The sequence below is a fragment of the Caballeronia sp. S22 genome (genome assembly GCF_964261745.1).
GTDB classification, from domain to species: Bacteria; Pseudomonadota; Gammaproteobacteria; order Burkholderiales; family Burkholderiaceae; genus Caballeronia; species Caballeronia jiangsuensis.
Genome location: NZ_OZ180035.1, coordinates 1,256,625 through 1,274,628, shown reverse-complemented (window position 1 = coordinate 1,274,628; position 18,004 = coordinate 1,256,625). Strand labels below are relative to the sequence as shown.

Genomic DNA, 18,004 nt, shown 5'->3' with positions numbered 1-18,004 from the left:
AGACGCCCGATAAGGATGGTATATCCATCCGCGATGAGAATTATCGGCATTAGCACGGGGCAGGCTAGAAGCCCATATTTTAACTAACTGGTACAACGCTAGCAATAAAAAACCGCACCCGTGTTCGACGCCACCCCGTGTAATCGCGTCGGGACCACCTGCTATGGCATCGCAAAGTCTTCATTTCGGCGCTTAGGTATGAAAATTGCGCATGTTTCTATGCGAATCCTGCACCTGCTGCCGAACTTCAATTCGCCCGTCAAGGAAACAAGCATGAATGCCACCGCAGTCGATGTGCGGTTCGACCGCGCACATCTGTTTCTGGAACTGACCGATGGGCGGGCCGTAGACTTTCCACTGGAATGGTTCCCAATCTTGCAGGCCGCTAGCGACGTTGAACGCGCCCGTTTTGCCGTCTCGCTCGACCGCGAGCAGTTGTACTGGCCCGAATTGGACGAGGACATCAACGTCAACGCGCTCATGGCGTGTCGACAGGACGTTTTCCGGCATTGGGTCGACGGTTTTCCCGAGGCAAGAACCGCCTGTGGGCTGGCCTGAACTTGACTCCCCGAGCAACCAGCACTGGGCCGGCCCCAAAAGCCCGCCCGCGTCCGCTCCCTATCGGCGCAGGACGTCTGCCAGCTCTTCGAGGGACGGGGGTTTGAGTAGGTAGCAGTCGAATTTATTCTCGGCGCCCGCCGGTTCCGGAAAAGCCACGCCGCTGAGTGCCACGAGCCGGGTTTCCGAGCATTGCACACGTTGCCTGAGCATGCCGGCAAGTTCACGACCGTCGATTTCCGGCATGTTGACATCAATCAGCGCGACATCGGGCGTAAATGATTCAACGATTGCCAACGCTTCGGCGGCGCTTTGCGCGCGTTTCACTTCGTGACCATCGAGCGTGAGCAGCATCGCTAGCGCCTCGGTCGCATCGGCGCTATCGTCCACCAGCAGGATGCGCTGATGAGCGATACCGTGTGTTGTCGCAGACGTATGCTTAACTCTGCTGCGGCAGACAATGGGGAGTCGCAAGGTGACTTCGGTTCCCTGGCCTTCCCCCTCGCTGGAGATACTGACCTGTCCTTGGTGCGCTTGAACCAGGTACCTCACAACGGACAGGCCGAGGCCCAATCCGCCTTCCGAGCGCATGAGAACGGACGGCGACTGTGCAAACATTTCGAAGACGCCTGGCAACAGCCCAGGCTCGATTCCCACACCATTGTCACGCACCGTGATAACGGCCTCGCGCGGCGCAGAATCATGCTCGGCTAGCGTGGCAGGGTCCGGTGCGTCAACGCGCAAGCTTATTTCGCCGCGCGCCGGGGTGTATTTCACGGAGTTCCTGAGAAGATTGGCGATAACCTGCGTCAGCCGGCCGGCATCGGCTATAACGGACACCGGATACGGCGGCATCGTTGTATGCAGCTGCTGCTGACGCTGCTCGGCTTCCTCGCTCACCGCAGCGACTGAGTCCTTCACGATGTCGCCGAGCAAACAGTAGGCAGGCACGATAGAAAGCTTCTCGTGACGGATACGTGACGCATCGAGCAAGTCATTCACAAGTCGCCGGAGGTGAGCCACCTGTCGATTTACCAGTGCCAGCGCGGAGAGCACCGCAGGGCTGTTCGCGGCCAGCTTCTGCGCCGCCTCGAGACCGGTGTCTATGGGCCCAAGTGGGTTGCGCAACTCGTGGCCGAGCACCGCAATGAACCTGTCCTTTTCGGCTTCGGCGGCAGCGAGCGCATTCCTTGCCGTCTCCGCTTCCTCTGCACGTGCTAGCGCCTCGGCTTTTGCCTGAGCGGTGCTGAGTGCCGCGCACGTGAAGCTTGCGAGGCTTGTCAGGAGGCGACGATGTTCGCTATCAAAGTGGCGGCGTTCATCGTGCGACATCACCCAGAGTGCGCCCCACGGCTCGGTCAGGCCCGGGACCGGCACGACAAGTTGCTCGGTGATTTCCGGCGTCACGTCCGCCAGGCAAGCAAAACGGCGCTTCGGATAGGCGAATAGTTGCGGCGCATCGAGTTCAAGCGCCACACCGGCGGGACTGTTGTTGTCCGTTGGAATGACGTGCCCCACCATGTCTGAGCAGCATCCCGACAGCGCCGCCCAACGGAAAGCGGAAGGCCTCAACGCATCGCGTTCGCGCAGGCTGATGCCCGCACTGCCGGCGTCACATAAGGCCAACGCCGTATCGACCAGTGTCTGAAGCATAACCGTCTCAGATGCAGTGAATGCCTTGGCCAGCACATGCAGAGCCTCGTTTTCGGCGGCATAGTCGGGCGAACGATGGGAACGGTCATCAAGTCCGGCAGTCACGAGCACATCCATGAGCTGGACGCCACGTACTGGTGACGCGCGTTGCCCAGGCATGCTGGCGCCTCCGGGAAGGTAATCGAGCGTTGGACTCGTGGACGAGAGTCATTGTAGGCGCATCGCAAAAAAATCGGCAAAACGTAGCGCACTTCCTTGTCGTTGCTGGGGTTTACGCGGGAAAGCTCACTTCCGGGGCCCGAGCACGAGTCGCACTTCGCCGTGCAGCCGTGATGAGGCAATCCGAATTCACTTTCGCAATAAGCCGTGGCCGAACGACCCCGGACTGATGACGCGCCGTCCACTTCCTGCTTGTCTTCGGGCACGGACTGCACAGACCTGGCCTCGATTGCTTCGGGAAAGTTTTCATCCACCGCCTTCATTGCGTTACTCGCATTTTCGAATCGACGGAAAACGACAACGTTTCCGACCAAGGCCGTTCGCAGTGTTTTCACCAGCATTTGGTCGGGTTTCGGCCCGCAGCCTTCCCATAGTCGCGGGCGGCGGGCGAGCGGATTCGCATAACGCCTATTCTCGGTCTCCCAGACGGCGGCACCGTCTTCGCGGCACCAAAGCTTGAGCGAAACCTGGTTCCATCCCATGTGTATCCCGTCTACCTGGAAGTTGTTCGCAGGCTTGTGTGCAAGCTTCCGCTTTCGGCCGCAACCAGCTGCGACATCGTGAGCGGCTCCGGTTCGGTTCACAGAAAAACGGTTCGTTCAGCGCCTCCAGGTTCCAACTATATGCCGACGATGCATGAGCTTGAAAATCGATTCGCGGGGCGCGCCGTTCCATGACTGTACGTCAGCGAAATTGCGAGCACATAGCCTAAGAGACCAACGCAGCCCGATACCGGTGCGCCCGGACCATTATGGGTTTTTCCTTCCGCTTAGAGCGGAGAGCCTCGTCGAAAACGACGTGTTCGGTCAGGCGGTTTCTCCTAGTGCGAATCGTTGAATGCCTGTTTTAGAATGAGGGCTCAGTTTCGCATTTGCGGACCATCCCAGTGTAATTTCTCATGGACTTGAGCACAAGACCGCCTGTTCTGCAACCGCGCTTCGCACCGTCTATCGCCACTGAAAGCCTTGCATTGCGACCTCGCCGGACGCCCGACTTCGCGGCCGAAATCGAATGCTTTCATGAGCTTGCTCATGCCTTAGCCACTTCTCCTAGCTCCGTGCTTGATGCCATCGCGGGCGTGGCGATGAAACTCTGCAACGCTGACAGCGCGGGCGTCAGTCTAATTGAGGTCGCTAATGACGGGGCTCGGTGTTTTCGATGGGTCACCACTGCGGGGCAATGCTCGCCCTTTGCGGGCGCGTCAACGCCAATTGATGACAGCCCCTGCGGAGTGACTCTCGCTTTGGGCAGCCCTCAACTGTTTTCGCGGCCGCAGCGACATTTCGATTGCCTCCACGATTCCGAATTAGAGGTGGTGGAAAGCTTGGTCGTGCCGATACCCGGCGAAAAGGGTCCATGGGGCACCCTCTGGGTCCTATCGCAAAAGGAGTCGGTTACGTTTGACGCAGAGCACAGCCGGATTCTGACGAGCCTCGCTAGCTTCGTCGGCGTAGCACTGAAAGTTGAAGAGGCGCGCGCAGCGGCAATGCTACGGGCATTGGAAACGCAAGCCTTGAATGAAGCGCTGCACAGCGCGGACGAGAGAAAAAACGAGTTCATCGCAATGGCGGCGCACGAAATGCGTCATCCGCTTGCGCCAATTGCCTCCGCCCTTCAGACCGCGCAGCGTCTGGTGACAGACGTCGGTCCGTTGCAGGCTGCAATCGCGATTGCTATTCGGCAATCGTCGCGACTAACCAGACTTGTGGACGACCTGTTCGACGCGACACGCATCAATAACGGGAAGCTTTCCTTGCGACCCGTGCATGCTCAACTGGAAAATATCGTCGAAGACGCGCTCGATTCCGTGCGGTCTGACATTGAACGGTTGGGTCAGAGTTTGCGGGTCTGCTTGCCGCCGATGCCGGTCACTGTCTTCGCTGATGCCGCGAGGATTACCCAGATTATCGCGAACTTGCTTTCGAATGCGGTGAGATATACGCCCGCAGGTGGTGAAATTGTCGTGACGGTGAACGCCGCGCTCCCAGTGAACCTTGTCAATGAGGAGTTCCGCGACGTCAGCATTACGGTGCGGGACACGGGAATTGGAATCCCGACATCCGTGCTGCCCCACGTTTTCGAAATGTTTGCGCAGTCTCCTGATAGCCCTATTCGAAGTGGTGGCGGTCTCGGCATCGGCCTCGCTGTGGTTAAACGACTCGTCGAAATGCACAAGGGGACGGTCGAAGTATCGAGTGCCGGGGAAGGAAAAGGCACGACTTGCATGGTGACCTTGCCCATCGCTTGCGTCTCTACGCTCGTCAATGGGTCGGCTGGGGACGTGCCGACCGTGCCGACCCTCGCGCGCAAAGTGCTGCTTGTGGACGATGACATTGATTCCCTTGAAGCACTGCGGATGTTGCTCGAACTGGACGGGCATGAAGTGCGAGTAGCCTTCAGCGGGACTGCCGCCGTGGAGAAGCTTGACGACTTTACGCCAGATGTTGCCTTTATCGATATTCACATGCCCGGGATGAACGGCTACGAACTCACGCAGATGCTCCGTTCGCGAAAAGATTTGCAGAAGACGCGTTTCATTGCGTTGACGGGGAGCGCGAAGATTTCCTCCTCAGAGGCACGTGCCAAGGACGGACATTTTCAGAACTGTTGTGTCAAGCCAGTCTCTGCCGAACGAATCGCAACCATCTTGCAATCGCTGTGACGCCTTCGACGCCCGCTACCGCTTGGTTACATCCGTTTGCATCGCCTCTGCGTGGCGGTTCCGGAAGATAGCCAGCTGTCGGCGCGCTGGCTATTGTCGGAGTTCGCAACAGCGACTCGGCTGCCCGCATTCCAGTGGCGTATGCGGCAAGTATCGCTAGTTCGACTCCGCGTCACCGATTCGCCGGAGCAACTGGTCTAGCTGCGCGCGCTGCAGCGGGCTCAGGCCGGGTGTTGACAACGCCTGGAGGACTCGTCCACGCCAGTAGGTTCGAGCGAACGTCGAATGCGCGCCCTCGCCACTGAGTATTCTTTCGAGGTGCTCAATTTCTCCTTCGATGCCGAGCGATTTGTATGTACTTTTTCCACCACTCGCAAAACCGGACTTTCGCTTCATTCTTCGCACCTACGCACGACGGACGGTCGCGCTCACGGCTGTATTTTTTCACCGCGCCAGTAGAGAGTCGCTTCTCCTGGCGACTGCCATGCCGGTGCCGCTGCGCCCTGCTTAGCGGGACACGGTCGCCTGGCAGAGCCCGCTTGGACCCAAACGGCGGTTTGACCGCCCAAAGGCGAAAAATTCTCAACGGTAGCCCGTCTGAGCCCGGTCCGAGATTGCGCACGCCAACATTATTTCGACACCGGGCGAGTTGTGCAATTCAATGCAAAAATCAATCAACCGTCGAATTTGATAGTCCCCCGCAGCGGCCTCGTGTTGACGCGACCGAATGACATCAGGGCAAGATACTCCGCCTGCGTGGAAGTCGGCGATGTAACGGCTACTACCTCGGGCTGCACGCCGCCCTGAGAAGCCGAGCATTCCTCGAAGGCTCCGATGTATCACGGAGGGGCGTCGTTACAAGCTACAGACCATGGTTTGAGAAGGCCTCGGTTGTTCATCAAATTGCATCTCAACCAACATGAACTTCTCGACACAAACCATCATTTTTTTCGTGCCTCCGTCTTCCCGGTTGACAGCCGGTGGCGCATAGAGGCATGGTCTAACGGAGCCATTTCGTCAGGGACCGTCATGTCAGATGCATCCGCACCTTCGCTGCGTGACTTCGCGGATGCGCTTCGGCGCGACCGCAACCGACTAATGGAAAGCTGGATGACAGTTGTTTCGTTAGACGCTGAGGACTTCGACAGACTGACATACGAGGAACTTGCGGACCATCTACCGAATCTGCTCGATGAGCTCTGTCAGGCGCTTGAGGCTGAGGACCTTGAGCGCGTCGGCACTGCAATGGAAAGGGATGCGCGACGGCATGGCTTGGTGCGCTGGCGACAAGGCTATCGAATCGAGGAGCTCATTCGGGAACTCGACTTGTTTCATCAGGTGTTAGTCGAGTCGCTCGACCGGTTCGTCGATTCGAACGCGGGATTTGCACGAACTCACGAACGTCAGGCGCGACGTCTCATCACGGAAGCGCTCGATTTAGTTACGCTGGCTTCAATTCGGGCGGTCGTCCATGAAAGAGACCAAAAATTCGCTGAAGACGCTGGCAAGCTCGAGCGCGCGAACCACGAACTTCTTCTCAGGCAGCAAGCGGTTAGCGAGCTTCACGAATCGCGCCTGCAAATTACCAGAAGCGTCGCACACGATATTCGAAACTTCCTTAATGCTTTTTCGTTAGCGATACAACTTATCGAACGCACACCTTCGAAGAACGGTCCGGCGTTGATGATGGCCAAGCGGCACGTTTCGGATATGGCGCAGCTCGTCAACGACATGGTTGGATACTCGGTTGCCCTCAGCGAGCATGCACCACTTACAACTGAGCCGTTCAGTCTCCGCGAACTTTATGACGAGCTTATCGCTGCCTGCCGCCCGGATATCGAGATGAAGGGGTTGCAATTGTCGGCGGCGTGCGATGCGGAGGGATTGTCGGTCCTGTCGGACCGGATAAAGGTCAAGCAGGTTGCGCTGAACCTGTTGTCCAACGCGACAAAGTACACAGAGTCGGGTGAGATTGAGCTGAAAATCGGTGCTTGTCCCGGAGGCAGATGGTATCTTCACGTCGCCGACACAGGTGTTGGCATCGCTCCATCGGACACAAGCCGGGTTTTCAACGAGTTCGAACGCGTTGCGGGAAGCGACATTCCGGGTGCGGGCCTGGGGCTGGCAATCGTCAAGGAGTTATGCCGGGTACTCCACGGGCATGTCCATTTTCGTTCATCCGAAGGGGATGGGACGACCTTCCGAATTGAGTTTCCCATTCGCTTGGAGCGGCTGCAGTGAACGACGCCCCGAACATAGAAGCAGGTCTGCCTTGACGTCTTGCTTCGACCCGCATTGCGGACTGAGGCATTCGTCAACCGGTCTGCTCGCTCTCCGCCGCTGTCAGCTTGGGGCGTCAAATCGAACAATGAAATGTGGCACGGGCGCAGGGGGAAACCATGCAGTCGTCCGGACAGGCGCATAACAGCGCAAACCGCCTCGGCGCCGAAACTTGAAATATTACAAAGACCTACTGTAAGCGACTGACCATATTCGCTCGTGAACACTGCGACGACGATGCGCGCCCGGGTCGACTCGATGGGCGCAAATGATGTGACAAAGGAATTGACGCCGTAGATTCACGTGGATACGCTGCCCCTTGCGAACTGATTTGACCACACGACATGGGCAAGCCATCCGAAGTTTCGGCGCTGGACGAATCGGCGCTGGAGATTCCCGTCCCGGGCCGCGACTTCGGAGCGGTGCGGCGTTCGTTACTAATCGTGTTGTTGGCGTCGGTCTTTATCCCTATTTTCTTCATAGCCGGATACGGGTATGCGAGTTACGAAAACCGGGTGACCGATTCGGCCCAAATGATTGGGCGTCTCGCAAATATCGCAGAGGCGCGCGTTGGGAGGATTCTCGATGCGGGGCGCGATGTCGCTTCGGATGCCGTTGAGTTGCTGGGAGTTGATTCAGACGCAGAGGTCCTGGCGCAGAAAGAAAAGCTCGCATTGTTGCTGCATACGATGGCGCGACAGTCTCCTGCCGTTGAAGCGGTTTGCGTGTTCGGCCCGACAGGTCGGTTGCTCGTCAGCAATCTCGACGCGGCCGCGAGTTCGAACTGGTGTATACGCGACAACTTGCCTACCAGAGGACTGCGGAAGTCTAATCTCGAGGTAAGTCTCTTACCAACCGGCGCGCGTGGACACGAAGAGCTCCTCGATATTTCGCTTGAGAGATTCGACCGCAACGGTCGCTATCTTGGCATAGTTTCAGTACTGCTGCGACGAAGCCACCTGCTCGCGCTCTACGAAGAACTTACGGCTCAAGACACCGGATTAACGCTCGGCCTCTATACGCTGAACGGAGGCATCCTTGCACGCTTCCCGCCCCCGCGACTTCAGCCCACTCCCGACACCAATGTCAATCTGATGAAGGCTATCGGGCGAGGCAGTTCGAGCGGAGAAATCCGTCTCTTTTCCACTTTGGACGGCGTAGAAAAGCTTCTCTCCTATCGACGTGTCGCCACGTTCCCGGTCTATGTAACAGCAGGCCTGTCTGTGTCGAGCGTGGTCGATAAGTGGTTGCGTCGCGACGGTCTTGTAGCTTTGGCCACGCTGGTTCCCTGCGTGGGAATCTGGCTGCTTGTTGGGTTTTCCCTGCGCAGGCTAAATGACGAGCGGCTCGCCTGGGAGCGTTGGCGAACCGAAGTCGGAATGCGGCTCTCGGCCGAGGCCAAGGCCCGTCAGATGACGAAGATGAGCGCGCTCGGAAATTTGGTTGCCAGCGTCGCCCATGACTTTAACAACCTGCTGATGGTGGTTAAGGCCAATATGGAGCTGGCCCGACGAAAGGGGTTCAACGGCCTGGAAAAAGAGGTGACGGCTGTAGAGCGTGCAGCAACCGGAGCGGAGGCGCTCGCGCGCAAGCTGCTAAGCGTATCGCGCAAACAACCCCTCCGTCAGGAGGTGGTGCAGTTGGGCAAGCTCGTTGAGGAAGCGTTTCCTTTGCTCACTACTTCGCTGGGTGACAACGTCGACGTCCAAATTTCTACCATGGGCGACGCGTGGCCAGTGCTGGTGGACCCGCACGAATTGGAGTCTGCCTTGGTCAACATCGCAGTCAATGCGAAGCAAGCGATGCCTCACGGCGGCAGATTCTCTCTCACGAGCGAAAACGCGCAACTCCCTCAAACGCCAGGATTGCACTCCGGCGAGTACTTGATAATCAATTGTTCGGACAACGGCGTGGGAATGTCAGCGGCGGTCGCGCAAAGAGCATTCGAACCGCTATTCACCACAAAAAGCGCGAGTGCCGGCGCGGGACTCGGCCTCGCCCAAGTATTTGCCATGTGTGAGCAGGCCGGCGGGACCGCGCGAATCGAAAGTGCGCTTTCGAAGGGCACAACCGTGCGGCTGTACTTCCCGCGATATACGGGAGTGGGAGCGCAGGGACAGCCCTCCGAAAAAACGAGTGATTCCTTCCGTCCCGTCGAGCAGAAATCCAAAGGTTCAATCTTGCTTGTTGAAGACAACGACGAGGTCGCGGCCGGGCTGGTTGCCGTGCTGGAAGTGTTTGGATGGGATGCCCGGCACGAATCAAGTGGGGATGCTGCGTTAGCGGTGCTGCAGACCGGTGAAACATTCGACCTTATCCTGTCGGACATCCAGATGCCGGGGCAGAACAACGGAATTGACGTAGCCGAGAAGGTTCGTAACACCTGGCCTCAACAAGCGATAGCGCTAATGACGGGATATGCGGACGAACTTGAGCGCGCGAAGCACGCCGGGGTGACGATTCTCGCCAAGCCCTTCAATATTGACGACCTTCAGGCCCTGCTCGAGCGTGTCCATATCTCATCCAGAGTAGGGCCCCCAGATGGACGACTTGGCCTGATTTAAAAGGCGTTCCTGGCCATCTTTGGCGCGACGACTAACGTCTTTTGCGGAGTGCTCTGACTCTTGCCAACGTGACAACATCGTCAAGTGCACCGGCCGCCACGGGCTTGGTCATGTGAGCATCAAAACCGGCCGCTGAAGTGCGTTGCCTGTCATCCTCGAGCCCGAAACCGGTCACGGCGACGACCATTAAATCGTCGTTCTTCACCGCATTGCGCAATAGGCGTATTGCCTCATAACCCGACATGGAAGGCATCGACAGGTCGAGAAGAATCAGGTCAGGGCGAAGCGCCGATGCCGCATCTACGGCATCGAAGGCGGAATATGCCGTCTTCACTTCGTGCCCGTCCACGCCTAGCAGCAGTGCCATGCTTTCCGCTGATTCTTCATTATCATCAACGACGAGAATCTTCAATGCTGATAATTTCGGGGCGGGCAATTGACGGCTTGAACTCGGAAGCGGTGTGTCCGCAGCCTGGTCTATCAATGGAATCGAAACGGTGAAGGTGCTACCTTGCCCCGCGCCATCGCTCTTACCCTCAATGTGGCCTCCGTGTAGTTCGACAATCGAGCGGGCAAGCGTGAGACCAACGCCCAGCCCGCCTTCGTCCTTTGTCGTGCCTGGCGCCTGCTCTTGAAAGAAGAGTTCAAACACGGAGTCAATCCGGTCCGCATGTATTCCACGCCCTCTGTCAATAACGCGAATGAGGGCCGACCGGTGCTCGATGACCACCTCGAGCCGGATGCGTTCTCCATGGGAGGAGAATCTGTGCGCATTGTCGAGGAGGTTAGAAATCACTTGCGTGAGACGCACTGCATCGCCGGACACCGCGACTGTGGAATCCGGTAGCTGAACCTCTAGAACTTGGCGCTTAGCAGCGATTCGAGGCCCGACGCTGTCGACGGCTCGCCGTACGATGTCTTTCACACTCACGGGCCGTCGGATAATCGGCACTTTCCCGGTTTTAATGCGGCTCACGTCAAGCAAATCGTCCAGCAGTCTCGTTAGGTTTCCTACCTGCTGTTCTAACACGTTTCTCGCATAGTCCACGATGTGATGTGGCGGCGACTCAAATCGCTTTAACAAACTCACGACGTTTAGAACAGGTCCAAGTGGGTTTCTTAGTTCGTGTCCGAGCAGAGCGAGGAATTCGTTCATCCGACGGCTCGATGCTTCGAGCTCTTCGAGCTTTCGCCGTTCGGTCATGTCGCGTGTAACTTTGGCAAAACCGATTACCTTGCCATTTGGGTCTTTTACCACGGAAATCACGACGCTCGCCCAGAATACTGAGCCGTCTTTTCGGACCCTCCAGCCCTCCTGCAGATGATGCCCTGACTCCGCTGCCACTCTTAGGTTTTCCTCCGGCTCGCCCATCGCGACCCGCTCGGCCGGATAGAAAATCGAAAAGTGCTTACCGACGATTTCGTCCGTCGAATATCCCTTGAGGCGCTGCGCGCCTGTGTTCCAGCTGGTGACAACGCCCGTCTCGCTCAAGCCAAAGATTGCATAGTCGTACACGGAGTTCACGAGCAATTCAAGGCTGTAACGCTCCGTCGGGGAGCCTTGCGGGCGATTATTTGTTGGACCGTCTTTCGGGTGCATTGCAAAATTTGGGCGAGCGAAGCGGGAGAGCAAGCCGATACTGCCTTCGGTAGCGCGAAGATGGCCGTCGCGCGCGGCCATTAGCCAACGGAAGCAGCAGTTTTTATGCCTGGAGTCCGGCTTCGCAGGTTTTAGGGAGCAGCGCGGCGACGGCGCGCGCTAAAAGAGCGGCCCGGGAACCGCGATTGCGCGCGACTCCCCGATTCCCTCACGTACAGCGACGAAGACGTTCGGTTGGTCGCAAAGTGTAACTGCGGCTGAGACCACCGTCCGGAGGGCGTTTCAACTATGCGCCCACTTTCTGAGACCGGAGTGATACGGACCGCAAGTGGCCGGCGCGTCAGGCATTTGTAATATGATGTAGACCATCAAGTCACGAATTCTTTCATCTCCACTAGCTCGCCTAATGCCCCATTCCGTCGAAATCGCCGCCGCCGTTATCTTCGCTTCAGCTCTTATCCACACGTTCGCGGTGGTACGCATTGAGGCTCTCGCTCACCGCTTGCCTCGACATGCGGGCGTCTTTCATTTTCTGGCGGAGGTCGAGGTAGTCTTTGGATTCTGGGCGCTTGTTCTTTGTCTTGTAATGTGGGCGCTTGTCGGCGCTAACGCGACCGTCGGCTACCTGGAGCATCGCGAGTTCACGGAGGCGCTGTTTGTCTTTGTCATCATGGTGGTCGCTGCAAGTCGACCGATTCTCGTGCTGGTGACGAACATCGTGATGCAACTATCGCGGCTCTTGCCCGTGCGCACCGAAGTTGCCATTATCTGGTTCTCCCTGTCCGCGATACCTCTCTTGGGCTCCGTCATCACCGAACCGGCAGCAATGACTCTTGCAGCGCTCTTGCTGCGCGACAGATTGTTCTCCACCCACATAACGGAGGGCGTGAAGTATTTCGGACTCGCGCTGCTCTTCGTAAATGTATCAATCGGTGGTGTCATGACCTCATACGCGGCGCCACCGGTGCTCATGGTTGCAAGCGCTTGGGGGTGGGATACTGGATTCATGGCAGCCACGTTCGGATGGAAAGCCGCCCTCGCTGTTTTCTTCAATGCAACCGCCTTCGTCGCGCTGACTGCCAAGCGCGTGCCGACGCTGCAAGGCAATGAAGATGCGGGCACCGTCCCATCACCGCGAGTTCCTGTTGGCGTCACTCTGGTTCATATCGCGTTCCTCGCGCTGGTCGTCATCAATTCGCATCACGCCGTCGTGTTCGTGGGTGCGTTCCTGTTTTTCTTGGGATACACCCAGGCGTACGAGCGCCATCAATCACCTCTCATGCTTCGAGAAAGCCTACTGGTCGCGTTCTTCCTCGGCGGCCTCGTTGTGCTCGGTGGACTGCAACAGTGGTGGCTGCAGCCAATCGTGCGTTCGATGGATGCCCTCACGCTTTACTTCGGTGCCACAGGACTGACTGCGGTGATGGACAATGCGGCCATCACTTACCTGGGGTCGCTAATCCCTGGCTTATCGGACGACGCAAAGTACCTGCTCTTGGCCGGCGCGGTTACCGGCGGCGGATTGACTGTGATTGCGAATGCGCCGAACCCGGCAGGCTTGGCGATACTGGGCAATCGGTTTTCCGAAGGAGCGGTGAGTCCGCTGAAATTGCTGGGCGCTGCGTTGCTGCCGACCATAACGGCCGGCGTCGCCTTCCTTCTTTTATAGGAGCCGTTCGGCAAAGGGCGTGCACACTTGCCCGGTCGCAGCAACAAGGGGCCGTTTTCGAGCCCCCTTAGCAAAGCTCCCCGTTACAAATGTCGGCGACGTCGAAGCGACCTCGCAAACGTCAATAAGCGATGCGGGTGACCACGTCAAACGCAAGTTGATTCTGGCGCAGGCGCTCCTCGACGGCTTGTCTTGTCATCTCGTCACGTGGCATTTCAAGGTAGCTCATTTCAACCCATCCTGGTTCAAACCGAACGCTGGCCTCGTCCGCGATGGCCCGCAAAATATTATGGTCAGCAGTTCGAACTATTGCGTTATCGGCCTGGTGGCGCACTGCAAAACACGTCAGCATCGGTGAGCTCCTGTGCAAGCATGCGGCGAGCTGTTGCGCGGCCGCATGCTTGTTCGTCCGGGCGTGCCGGAAGAAAATACGGTAGCAGATGTGTTTGACAGGAGCGCGACATCCGCTCACCGAAGCGGCACGGCTTACGAGTGAACAGTTCGACGCTACTTTTTCGTGTTCGCTGGCTCATTGCGTGCATCGGCGAAAAGATAGTAGCGAAGCGCCCCATTTCGTCCATCGGAAAACGCCTTCCCGGCAACGGCGAGGCGATAGAGCTGTTTGCTAATGTCAATTCTGGTCGAACCCGTGGCGTCACAAAGTTCCTTAACCGAGATTCCGAAGTGCCTCGGGCGGTGAAATCACGCATTGCAACGAGAAGGTTTGGAGCAGAAGGAGGTTCTGAGCTCATTGGGAGTCTGAAGTTGTTCGAGACCAGGATATGGCTGTTCGGCATTTTCCACCGCATAAACGTCACAGCCGGCGATGGAAGATTCAGATGCCCGCGTCCAACCGCTCGAGCTGCTTGAGACTGCCTGGCTTGACAATATGGCTATCGAACGATTTCACGTCGTCGTTGCGCTCCAAGTCGCGGTAGCCCGTTATCGCAATCCGCGCACGTGCCGAGCTGCCGTTGCGAATCTGACGGCAAATGTCACGTCCGTCGGCGTCCGGCAATGACACGTCGAAGCATATGAGCTCGAAGGCCTCGCTTGACGAAAATGAATAGCTGTTGCACCGCCGCACGCCCCCGGCTGTCCAAGGGCAATTGCCAGGTCGGCGAGCGCGTCAGCCGTGTCCCGGTTGTCGTCGACAAACAGCAGCTTCGACATAATTACTCTGCTCCGCAAAGACCGCTAATTGGCTCGGCAACGAGGCGGCAGATTTCCCGCGCAAGCTCCTCTGATGTGCCCACTCGGGTTACCGGACCGTCGTATTCAATTGCGTTCTGCTGCATTCCGTGCGCCGTAACACACGGTTGAAGCACCATTGTCACGCCGCCGGCGGCATGTATTTCCGCGAGGCCCCTTGAACCATCATCAAGCGCTCCCGATAAAATCACGCCAATGGCTCGATGCTTAGCGATTCGAGCAATCGAAGCCAGTAGCAAGTCGACAGTACGGTTGCGATACGCGTCCTTCGCGCCGGCAATCATATCGGCGCGACCTTGAGACATCAGCGTCAGATGCTCCGCCGGCTCGCCGATGTAGCAGACACCTGGCTGAAGTTCTTCCGCCTGTTCGGCGATTCTCACCGGCATTGCGCAGCAGCGTTGCAGAATATGCAAAAGCTCACTCTTTTGGTTGCTGGGGCGGTGGAGGACCACCATGAATATGGCGGCCGAGTCGGCAGGCATCGCGCCAAGCAAACGTATGATGTCGTCGAGCCCTTGCGGACCTGACGCACCTATCGCAACAAACCAGTTTTTCGTCGAACAAGGCATCGATTTCCGCCGATTGACGAACGGCGCGACGGCCGAAAGTCTCGAAATGGCGCATTTCCGCCGCATTGATGAGCGGACAATCGGCGTCTCATAGAGCTCGCGACGCAGTCGAGTTACTGCAGCGTTGTTGACCCTACGCGAACATAATGCGCCCTATATGTGACGCCGTCGAGCAATAACCTGCTGTCGCGCCGCGATTGGCAGACTACCTCAAGTTCATGCTGCTCGGACGTATCAAACAAGCCGAAGCGGCCCTTGTTCGAGACCCGCCTCTACGCCACTTGTATCCGTATTGATTGCGCGCCCAGCGCCGAACTCCCGCTGCAATTGGGGTTGAGGAATAGCTCTGGCGCGAATTCGCAGTCGCTCGGTCTCAGGAACGGTCACTGCTGCGAGTTCTGTCATATGACGGAGAACAAGAATGCGCAAAGTGCTTCTCGTTGACGACGACCAAAACACCCGCGACGCGATGTCCGAAATACTGGCAGTCAACGGCTACTCCGTTATTGTGGCGGACGATGGCTTAACTGGCCTCGAGGCAGCGGCATGTCGGCCAAATCTCATCGTCTCAGACATAGACATGGCCGAGGTCCAGGGCCCGCACATGGTCCGTATTCTGCGCGCGCTGCCCGAGTTTGCGCTGATGCCCATTATTCTGATGTCCGGTGCAGTCGATATTGCACCGATTCCTGTCGAAGGCATGCTTCGAAAGCCCGTAGACCCACGCCATTTTCTCGACCTCGTCAACCATCTCGCAGCTTCGGCACCTATCGGCGAGGCGGAGCCGCGCGTTTTGCAGCCCGCCACGCTTCCCAGCGGAACGTCGCAACGCTGCGATGCAGTCCGGCAACGGATACGACGTGGAATCGTGCTCTGGCGATATCAAGAAAAGCGGATACTCCTCCTTGCACACCTCCGCGCCGACACTGGCCTTTCTGAACAGTTGAGCCAGAATCTACTGCTGAGCGTGGCCGGCCTGGTCCGGCTTTATCATCTGAGCGTGGACTGGCCGGAAATCCCTGCATGCGCTCGGGGCGCCCGCGAATGAAGTCACTTGACCTGAGCATCCCGCTTCCATAGCCAAGGAATGCCTTGCCGACGTCCGTCAAACAGTCGCATCGCACGCCCGCAGGGAGATTAGGCCCTCCAAATAACATAGGTCACAAGTATCGGAATCCATTGGCTCGCGACTGGCCGCAATAAGCAGCTCGCGTCGTGGTCGCGGACCTACTTGACCGTGAGAAGGTATGCGTGACATCGGTCGTAAATGTCGCGAGTCGTGGGAGACGAGAAGTCCAGCCGCAGATTGCTGTCAAAGATAGTCGCCAAAGCACTGCCATTGAGCGCAAGGCCCGTCTCTCTTTCAATCGCCTCGGCAATCGAACACGCGCTACTCGCCAACATCGTTCTGGGCACAACATCTTCATCGCGCTGCATTGACCCGGACCAGTAAGCTGAGGACTCGACTGTATTCTCGACGGACATCCACCCACCGGTAGCAAACTTCGTCGCCAGATGGGAGACCACGAGAAATGTCAGCATCTCGGCCTGCGCCTGCAAATCGGAGCGAACTGAAAATGCCATAGGGAACTCGTCAACTTGGGCGTGATGTCTTGATTGTACGAATTCGCAGGCTGAGTTCAAGTAGCTGACCAAGCGAGACTGCCGTCAGCTCAGGCTACCGATTGTAGAAAGCTCGCCGGTTTGCGCTTCATGAGCGCGCGTGAGCAAAGCCGGCGGTCTACGTCGATGTGCGTTCTCTTCTCGGCTGCCCCAATGACGTGTTTCGACGTCAAAATCGGTGACGCCATTTTTTGGTTACGCTCGGTTACACGGCTGACATTGCCGTCGTACTTCCTACGGCCTGACGTCCCTACAATCTGCATCATTCGTCACCGTCTGGCACGCGCCAGAACTGGGCACAACAGGAGAACCCATGAAGCGCGGTACCCTCTTTCTCGCAGTGGGAATTTCCTCTGTAGCTGCCTCCAGCGCGGCTTTCGCTCACGCGGACATCGGAGTCTATCTGGGCGTCCCAGGTCCAGTGTACGTCGCTCCACCGCCGGTCGTGTACGAGGCGCCGCCGCCAGTGTTCTATCCTCCAACTGCAGTTTACGGTTACCGGTACGACCACGGTGGCGATTACCGTGACGAGCGCCGGTGGCATGACCACGGTCGGCATCGCGGATGGGAACATCATCATCGCGACGAGGACGACTGATTCTCGCGTGGGGCTGTTCGCATGCTGAGTCGAGATACCACTCTTCCGTGGCTAGAAGCCGCTTAGCACTCACAACCCGCCAGGTCACGCTCTCCCCGCTCCGTTTGATTTTGGCCGTTACGAGAGGAACCAGCGTCACCACGCAGAATCCTGCGCCGGCATAGAATGTGGCGCTAGCACCGAAGCGGTCCCAGATATAGGCGTTGCAGCATGGAACGGCGAACAATTGTTCGGGTTGTGCGCTCCCAATGTCGATGATTTTGCACTCGCGCTATGCGTGGGGGTTGCGCCGCCGTTTGCATTCTCCCCTGAGGACGTCGGTCCATTTTGTTGGGCCTGTTGCGGCATTGACTGCGACTCGTCGGCGGAGAACCGGGCTTGCGCAAAGCCCGTGAGCAATAGCGCAACGGCGGCTGCGGCTGCCATGAGAAAAGTCTTCATCTTCGACTCGGGCGGCTCCGGCGAGCGTTGGACCGGTTGCGGAGAGGGTGTTCTGGAAACGATTGCCAACGGCGCAGCCGGGGCGAGCGTGAGCGGCAGTAACGAGGCAGGAACCGACGACGGTTCAGAGACAACGGAGCGCGTTCGGGCTGTGGTCGAACGGCTCTCAGCGAACTGGCCGCAAGACTACCCGGGCGAGGCGGTCGAGTCGCTTTTCCTCCGCGAATCGAGGGAGCAACGATGATTGACCAAAGCAATTCGGCGATACCGCGCTAGAAAACGGCCCAATCTCGCAAAAATCGCTTGTTTTAAGGGGCTTTCTTGTTGCCAATCGTATGAACCGTTGCTACGCT

The 18,004-nt window shown here is 57.9% G+C and carries 15 protein-coding genes; 8 read left to right on the top strand and 7 right to left on the bottom strand.

Annotated features, from left to right (window positions below; translation table 11 throughout):
* Positions 1 to 198 precede the first annotated feature (198 nt).
* Positions 199 to 558, top strand: a complete 360-nt coding sequence (locus tag ACEN42_RS05975; protein WP_371880893.1) for a DUF2442 domain-containing protein — start codon at positions 199 to 201, stop codon at positions 556 to 558.
* Positions 559 to 618: 60 nt separating this feature from the next.
* On the opposite strand, the gene ACEN42_RS05970 is transcribed toward ACEN42_RS05975, so the two are convergent.
* Together ACEN42_RS05970 and ACEN42_RS05965 are read right to left on the bottom strand one after the other, a co-directional pair.
* Complete coding sequence (locus tag ACEN42_RS05970) at positions 619 to 2,328, bottom strand: ATP-binding protein (RefSeq protein WP_371880892.1); 1,710 nt, start codon at positions 2,326 to 2,328, stop codon at positions 619 to 621.
* A complete protein-coding gene (locus tag ACEN42_RS05965; RefSeq protein WP_371880891.1) occupies positions 2,313 to 2,912 on the bottom strand; it encodes a hypothetical protein in 600 nt (199 codons plus the stop codon). The genes ACEN42_RS05970 and ACEN42_RS05965 overlap by 16 nt, the downstream gene beginning before the upstream one ends.
* 416 nt (positions 2,913 to 3,328) lie before the next feature.
* On the opposite strand from ACEN42_RS05965, the gene ACEN42_RS05960 reads away from it, so the two are divergent.
* From ACEN42_RS05960 to ACEN42_RS05950, 3 genes are all read left to right on the top strand, one after another.
* Positions 3,329 to 5,092: an ATP-binding protein gene (locus ACEN42_RS05960; RefSeq protein WP_371880890.1), complete on the top strand. Its 1,764-nt coding sequence runs from the start codon at positions 3,329 to 3,331 to the stop codon at positions 5,090 to 5,092.
* Between the two features lie 1,029 nt (positions 5,093 to 6,121).
* Positions 6,122 to 7,333, top strand: a complete 1,212-nt coding sequence (locus tag ACEN42_RS05955; RefSeq protein ID WP_371880889.1) for a sensor histidine kinase — start codon at positions 6,122 to 6,124, stop codon at positions 7,331 to 7,333.
* A gap of 383 nt (positions 7,334 to 7,716) precedes the next feature.
* Positions 7,717 to 9,936 (top strand): response regulator, encoded by a 2,220-nt coding sequence (locus tag ACEN42_RS05950; protein WP_371880888.1) that lies wholly within the window; start codon positions 7,717 to 7,719, stop codon positions 9,934 to 9,936.
* A gap of 31 nt (positions 9,937 to 9,967) precedes the next feature.
* On the opposite strand, the gene ACEN42_RS05945 is transcribed toward ACEN42_RS05950, so the two are convergent.
* Positions 9,968 to 11,617, bottom strand: a complete 1,650-nt coding sequence (locus ACEN42_RS05945) for an ATP-binding protein (protein ID WP_371880887.1) — start codon at positions 11,615 to 11,617, stop codon at positions 9,968 to 9,970.
* Between the two features lie 325 nt (positions 11,618 to 11,942).
* On the opposite strand from ACEN42_RS05945, the gene ACEN42_RS05940 reads away from it, so the two are divergent.
* Positions 11,943 to 13,205: a putative Na+/H+ antiporter gene (locus tag ACEN42_RS05940; RefSeq protein ID WP_371880886.1), complete on the top strand. Its 1,263-nt coding sequence runs from the start codon at positions 11,943 to 11,945 to the stop codon at positions 13,203 to 13,205.
* Positions 13,206 to 13,326: 121 nt separating this feature from the next.
* Here the strand turns inward: ACEN42_RS05940 and ACEN42_RS05935 are convergent, their stop codons facing one another.
* The 3 genes from ACEN42_RS05935 to ACEN42_RS05925 form a co-directional block, all read right to left on the bottom strand.
* Positions 13,327 to 13,557: a hypothetical protein gene (locus ACEN42_RS05935; RefSeq protein WP_371880885.1), complete on the bottom strand. Its 231-nt coding sequence runs from the start codon at positions 13,555 to 13,557 to the stop codon at positions 13,327 to 13,329.
* Positions 13,558 to 14,040: 483 nt separating this feature from the next.
* On the bottom strand, positions 14,041 to 14,223 hold the full coding sequence (locus ACEN42_RS05930; protein ID WP_371880884.1) for a hypothetical protein: 183 nt from the start codon (positions 14,221 to 14,223) through the stop codon (positions 14,041 to 14,043).
* Between the two features lie 157 nt (positions 14,224 to 14,380).
* On the bottom strand, positions 14,381 to 14,902 hold the full coding sequence (locus tag ACEN42_RS05925; protein WP_371881072.1) for a chemotaxis protein CheB: 522 nt from the start codon (positions 14,900 to 14,902) through the stop codon (positions 14,381 to 14,383).
* Here ACEN42_RS05925 and ACEN42_RS05920 point away from each other — a divergent pair.
* Both ACEN42_RS05920 and ACEN42_RS05915 read left to right on the top strand, forming a co-directional pair.
* Entirely contained in the window at positions 14,874 to 15,083 is a 210-nt protein-coding gene (locus tag ACEN42_RS05920; protein WP_371881142.1) for a hypothetical protein, read from the top strand. The genes ACEN42_RS05925 and ACEN42_RS05920 overlap by 29 nt on opposite strands.
* Before the next feature lie 327 nt (positions 15,084 to 15,410).
* Entirely contained in the window at positions 15,411 to 16,037 is a 627-nt protein-coding gene (locus ACEN42_RS05915) for a PleD family two-component system response regulator (RefSeq protein WP_371880883.1), read from the top strand.
* Between the two features lie 179 nt (positions 16,038 to 16,216).
* Here ACEN42_RS05915 and ACEN42_RS05910 read toward each other — a convergent pair whose 3' ends face one another.
* Complete coding sequence (locus ACEN42_RS05910; protein ID WP_371880882.1) at positions 16,217 to 16,573, bottom strand: hypothetical protein; 357 nt, start codon at positions 16,571 to 16,573, stop codon at positions 16,217 to 16,219.
* 1,061 nt (positions 16,574 to 17,634) lie between these two features.
* On the opposite strand from ACEN42_RS05910, the gene ACEN42_RS05905 reads away from it, so the two are divergent.
* Positions 17,635 to 17,895 (top strand): hypothetical protein, encoded by a 261-nt coding sequence (locus ACEN42_RS05905; RefSeq protein ID WP_371880881.1) that lies wholly within the window; start codon positions 17,635 to 17,637, stop codon positions 17,893 to 17,895.
* The last annotated feature ends 109 nt before the right edge of the window (positions 17,896 to 18,004 follow it).

Excerpts from the sequence above, each read along its gene's own strand:
- ACEN42_RS05975 (WP_371880893.1), top strand. The coding sequence starts at position 199 with ATGAAAATTGCGCATGTTTCTATGCGAATCCTGCACCTGCTGCCGAAC.
- ACEN42_RS05970 (WP_371880892.1), bottom strand. The coding sequence starts at position 2,328 with ATGGATGTGCTCGTGACTGCCGGACTTGATGACCGTTCCCATCGTTCG.
- ACEN42_RS05965 (WP_371880891.1), bottom strand. The coding sequence starts at position 2,912 with ATGGGATGGAACCAGGTTTCGCTCAAGCTTTGGTGCCGCGAAGACGGT.
- ACEN42_RS05960 (WP_371880890.1), top strand. The coding sequence starts at position 3,329 with ATGGACTTGAGCACAAGACCGCCTGTTCTGCAACCGCGCTTCGCACCG.
- ACEN42_RS05955 (WP_371880889.1), top strand. The coding sequence starts at position 6,122 with ATGTCAGATGCATCCGCACCTTCGCTGCGTGACTTCGCGGATGCGCTT.
- ACEN42_RS05950 (WP_371880888.1), top strand. The coding sequence starts at position 7,717 with ATGGGCAAGCCATCCGAAGTTTCGGCGCTGGACGAATCGGCGCTGGAG.
- ACEN42_RS05945 (WP_371880887.1), bottom strand. The coding sequence starts at position 11,617 with ATGGCCGCGCGCGACGGCCATCTTCGCGCTACCGAAGGCAGTATCGGC.
- ACEN42_RS05940 (WP_371880886.1), top strand. The coding sequence starts at position 11,943 with ATGCCCCATTCCGTCGAAATCGCCGCCGCCGTTATCTTCGCTTCAGCT.
- ACEN42_RS05935 (WP_371880885.1), bottom strand. The coding sequence starts at position 13,557 with ATGCTGACGTGTTTTGCAGTGCGCCACCAGGCCGATAACGCAATAGTT.
- ACEN42_RS05920 (WP_371881142.1), top strand. The coding sequence starts at position 14,874 with ATGAATATGGCGGCCGAGTCGGCAGGCATCGCGCCAAGCAAACGTATG.
- ACEN42_RS05925 (WP_371881072.1), bottom strand. The coding sequence starts at position 14,902 with ATGCCTGCCGACTCGGCCGCCATATTCATGGTGGTCCTCCACCGCCCC.
- ACEN42_RS05915 (WP_371880883.1), top strand. The coding sequence starts at position 15,411 with ATGCGCAAAGTGCTTCTCGTTGACGACGACCAAAACACCCGCGACGCG.
- ACEN42_RS05910 (WP_371880882.1), bottom strand. The coding sequence starts at position 16,573 with ATGGCATTTTCAGTTCGCTCCGATTTGCAGGCGCAGGCCGAGATGCTG.
- ACEN42_RS05905 (WP_371880881.1), top strand. The coding sequence starts at position 17,635 with ATGAGAAAAGTCTTCATCTTCGACTCGGGCGGCTCCGGCGAGCGTTGG.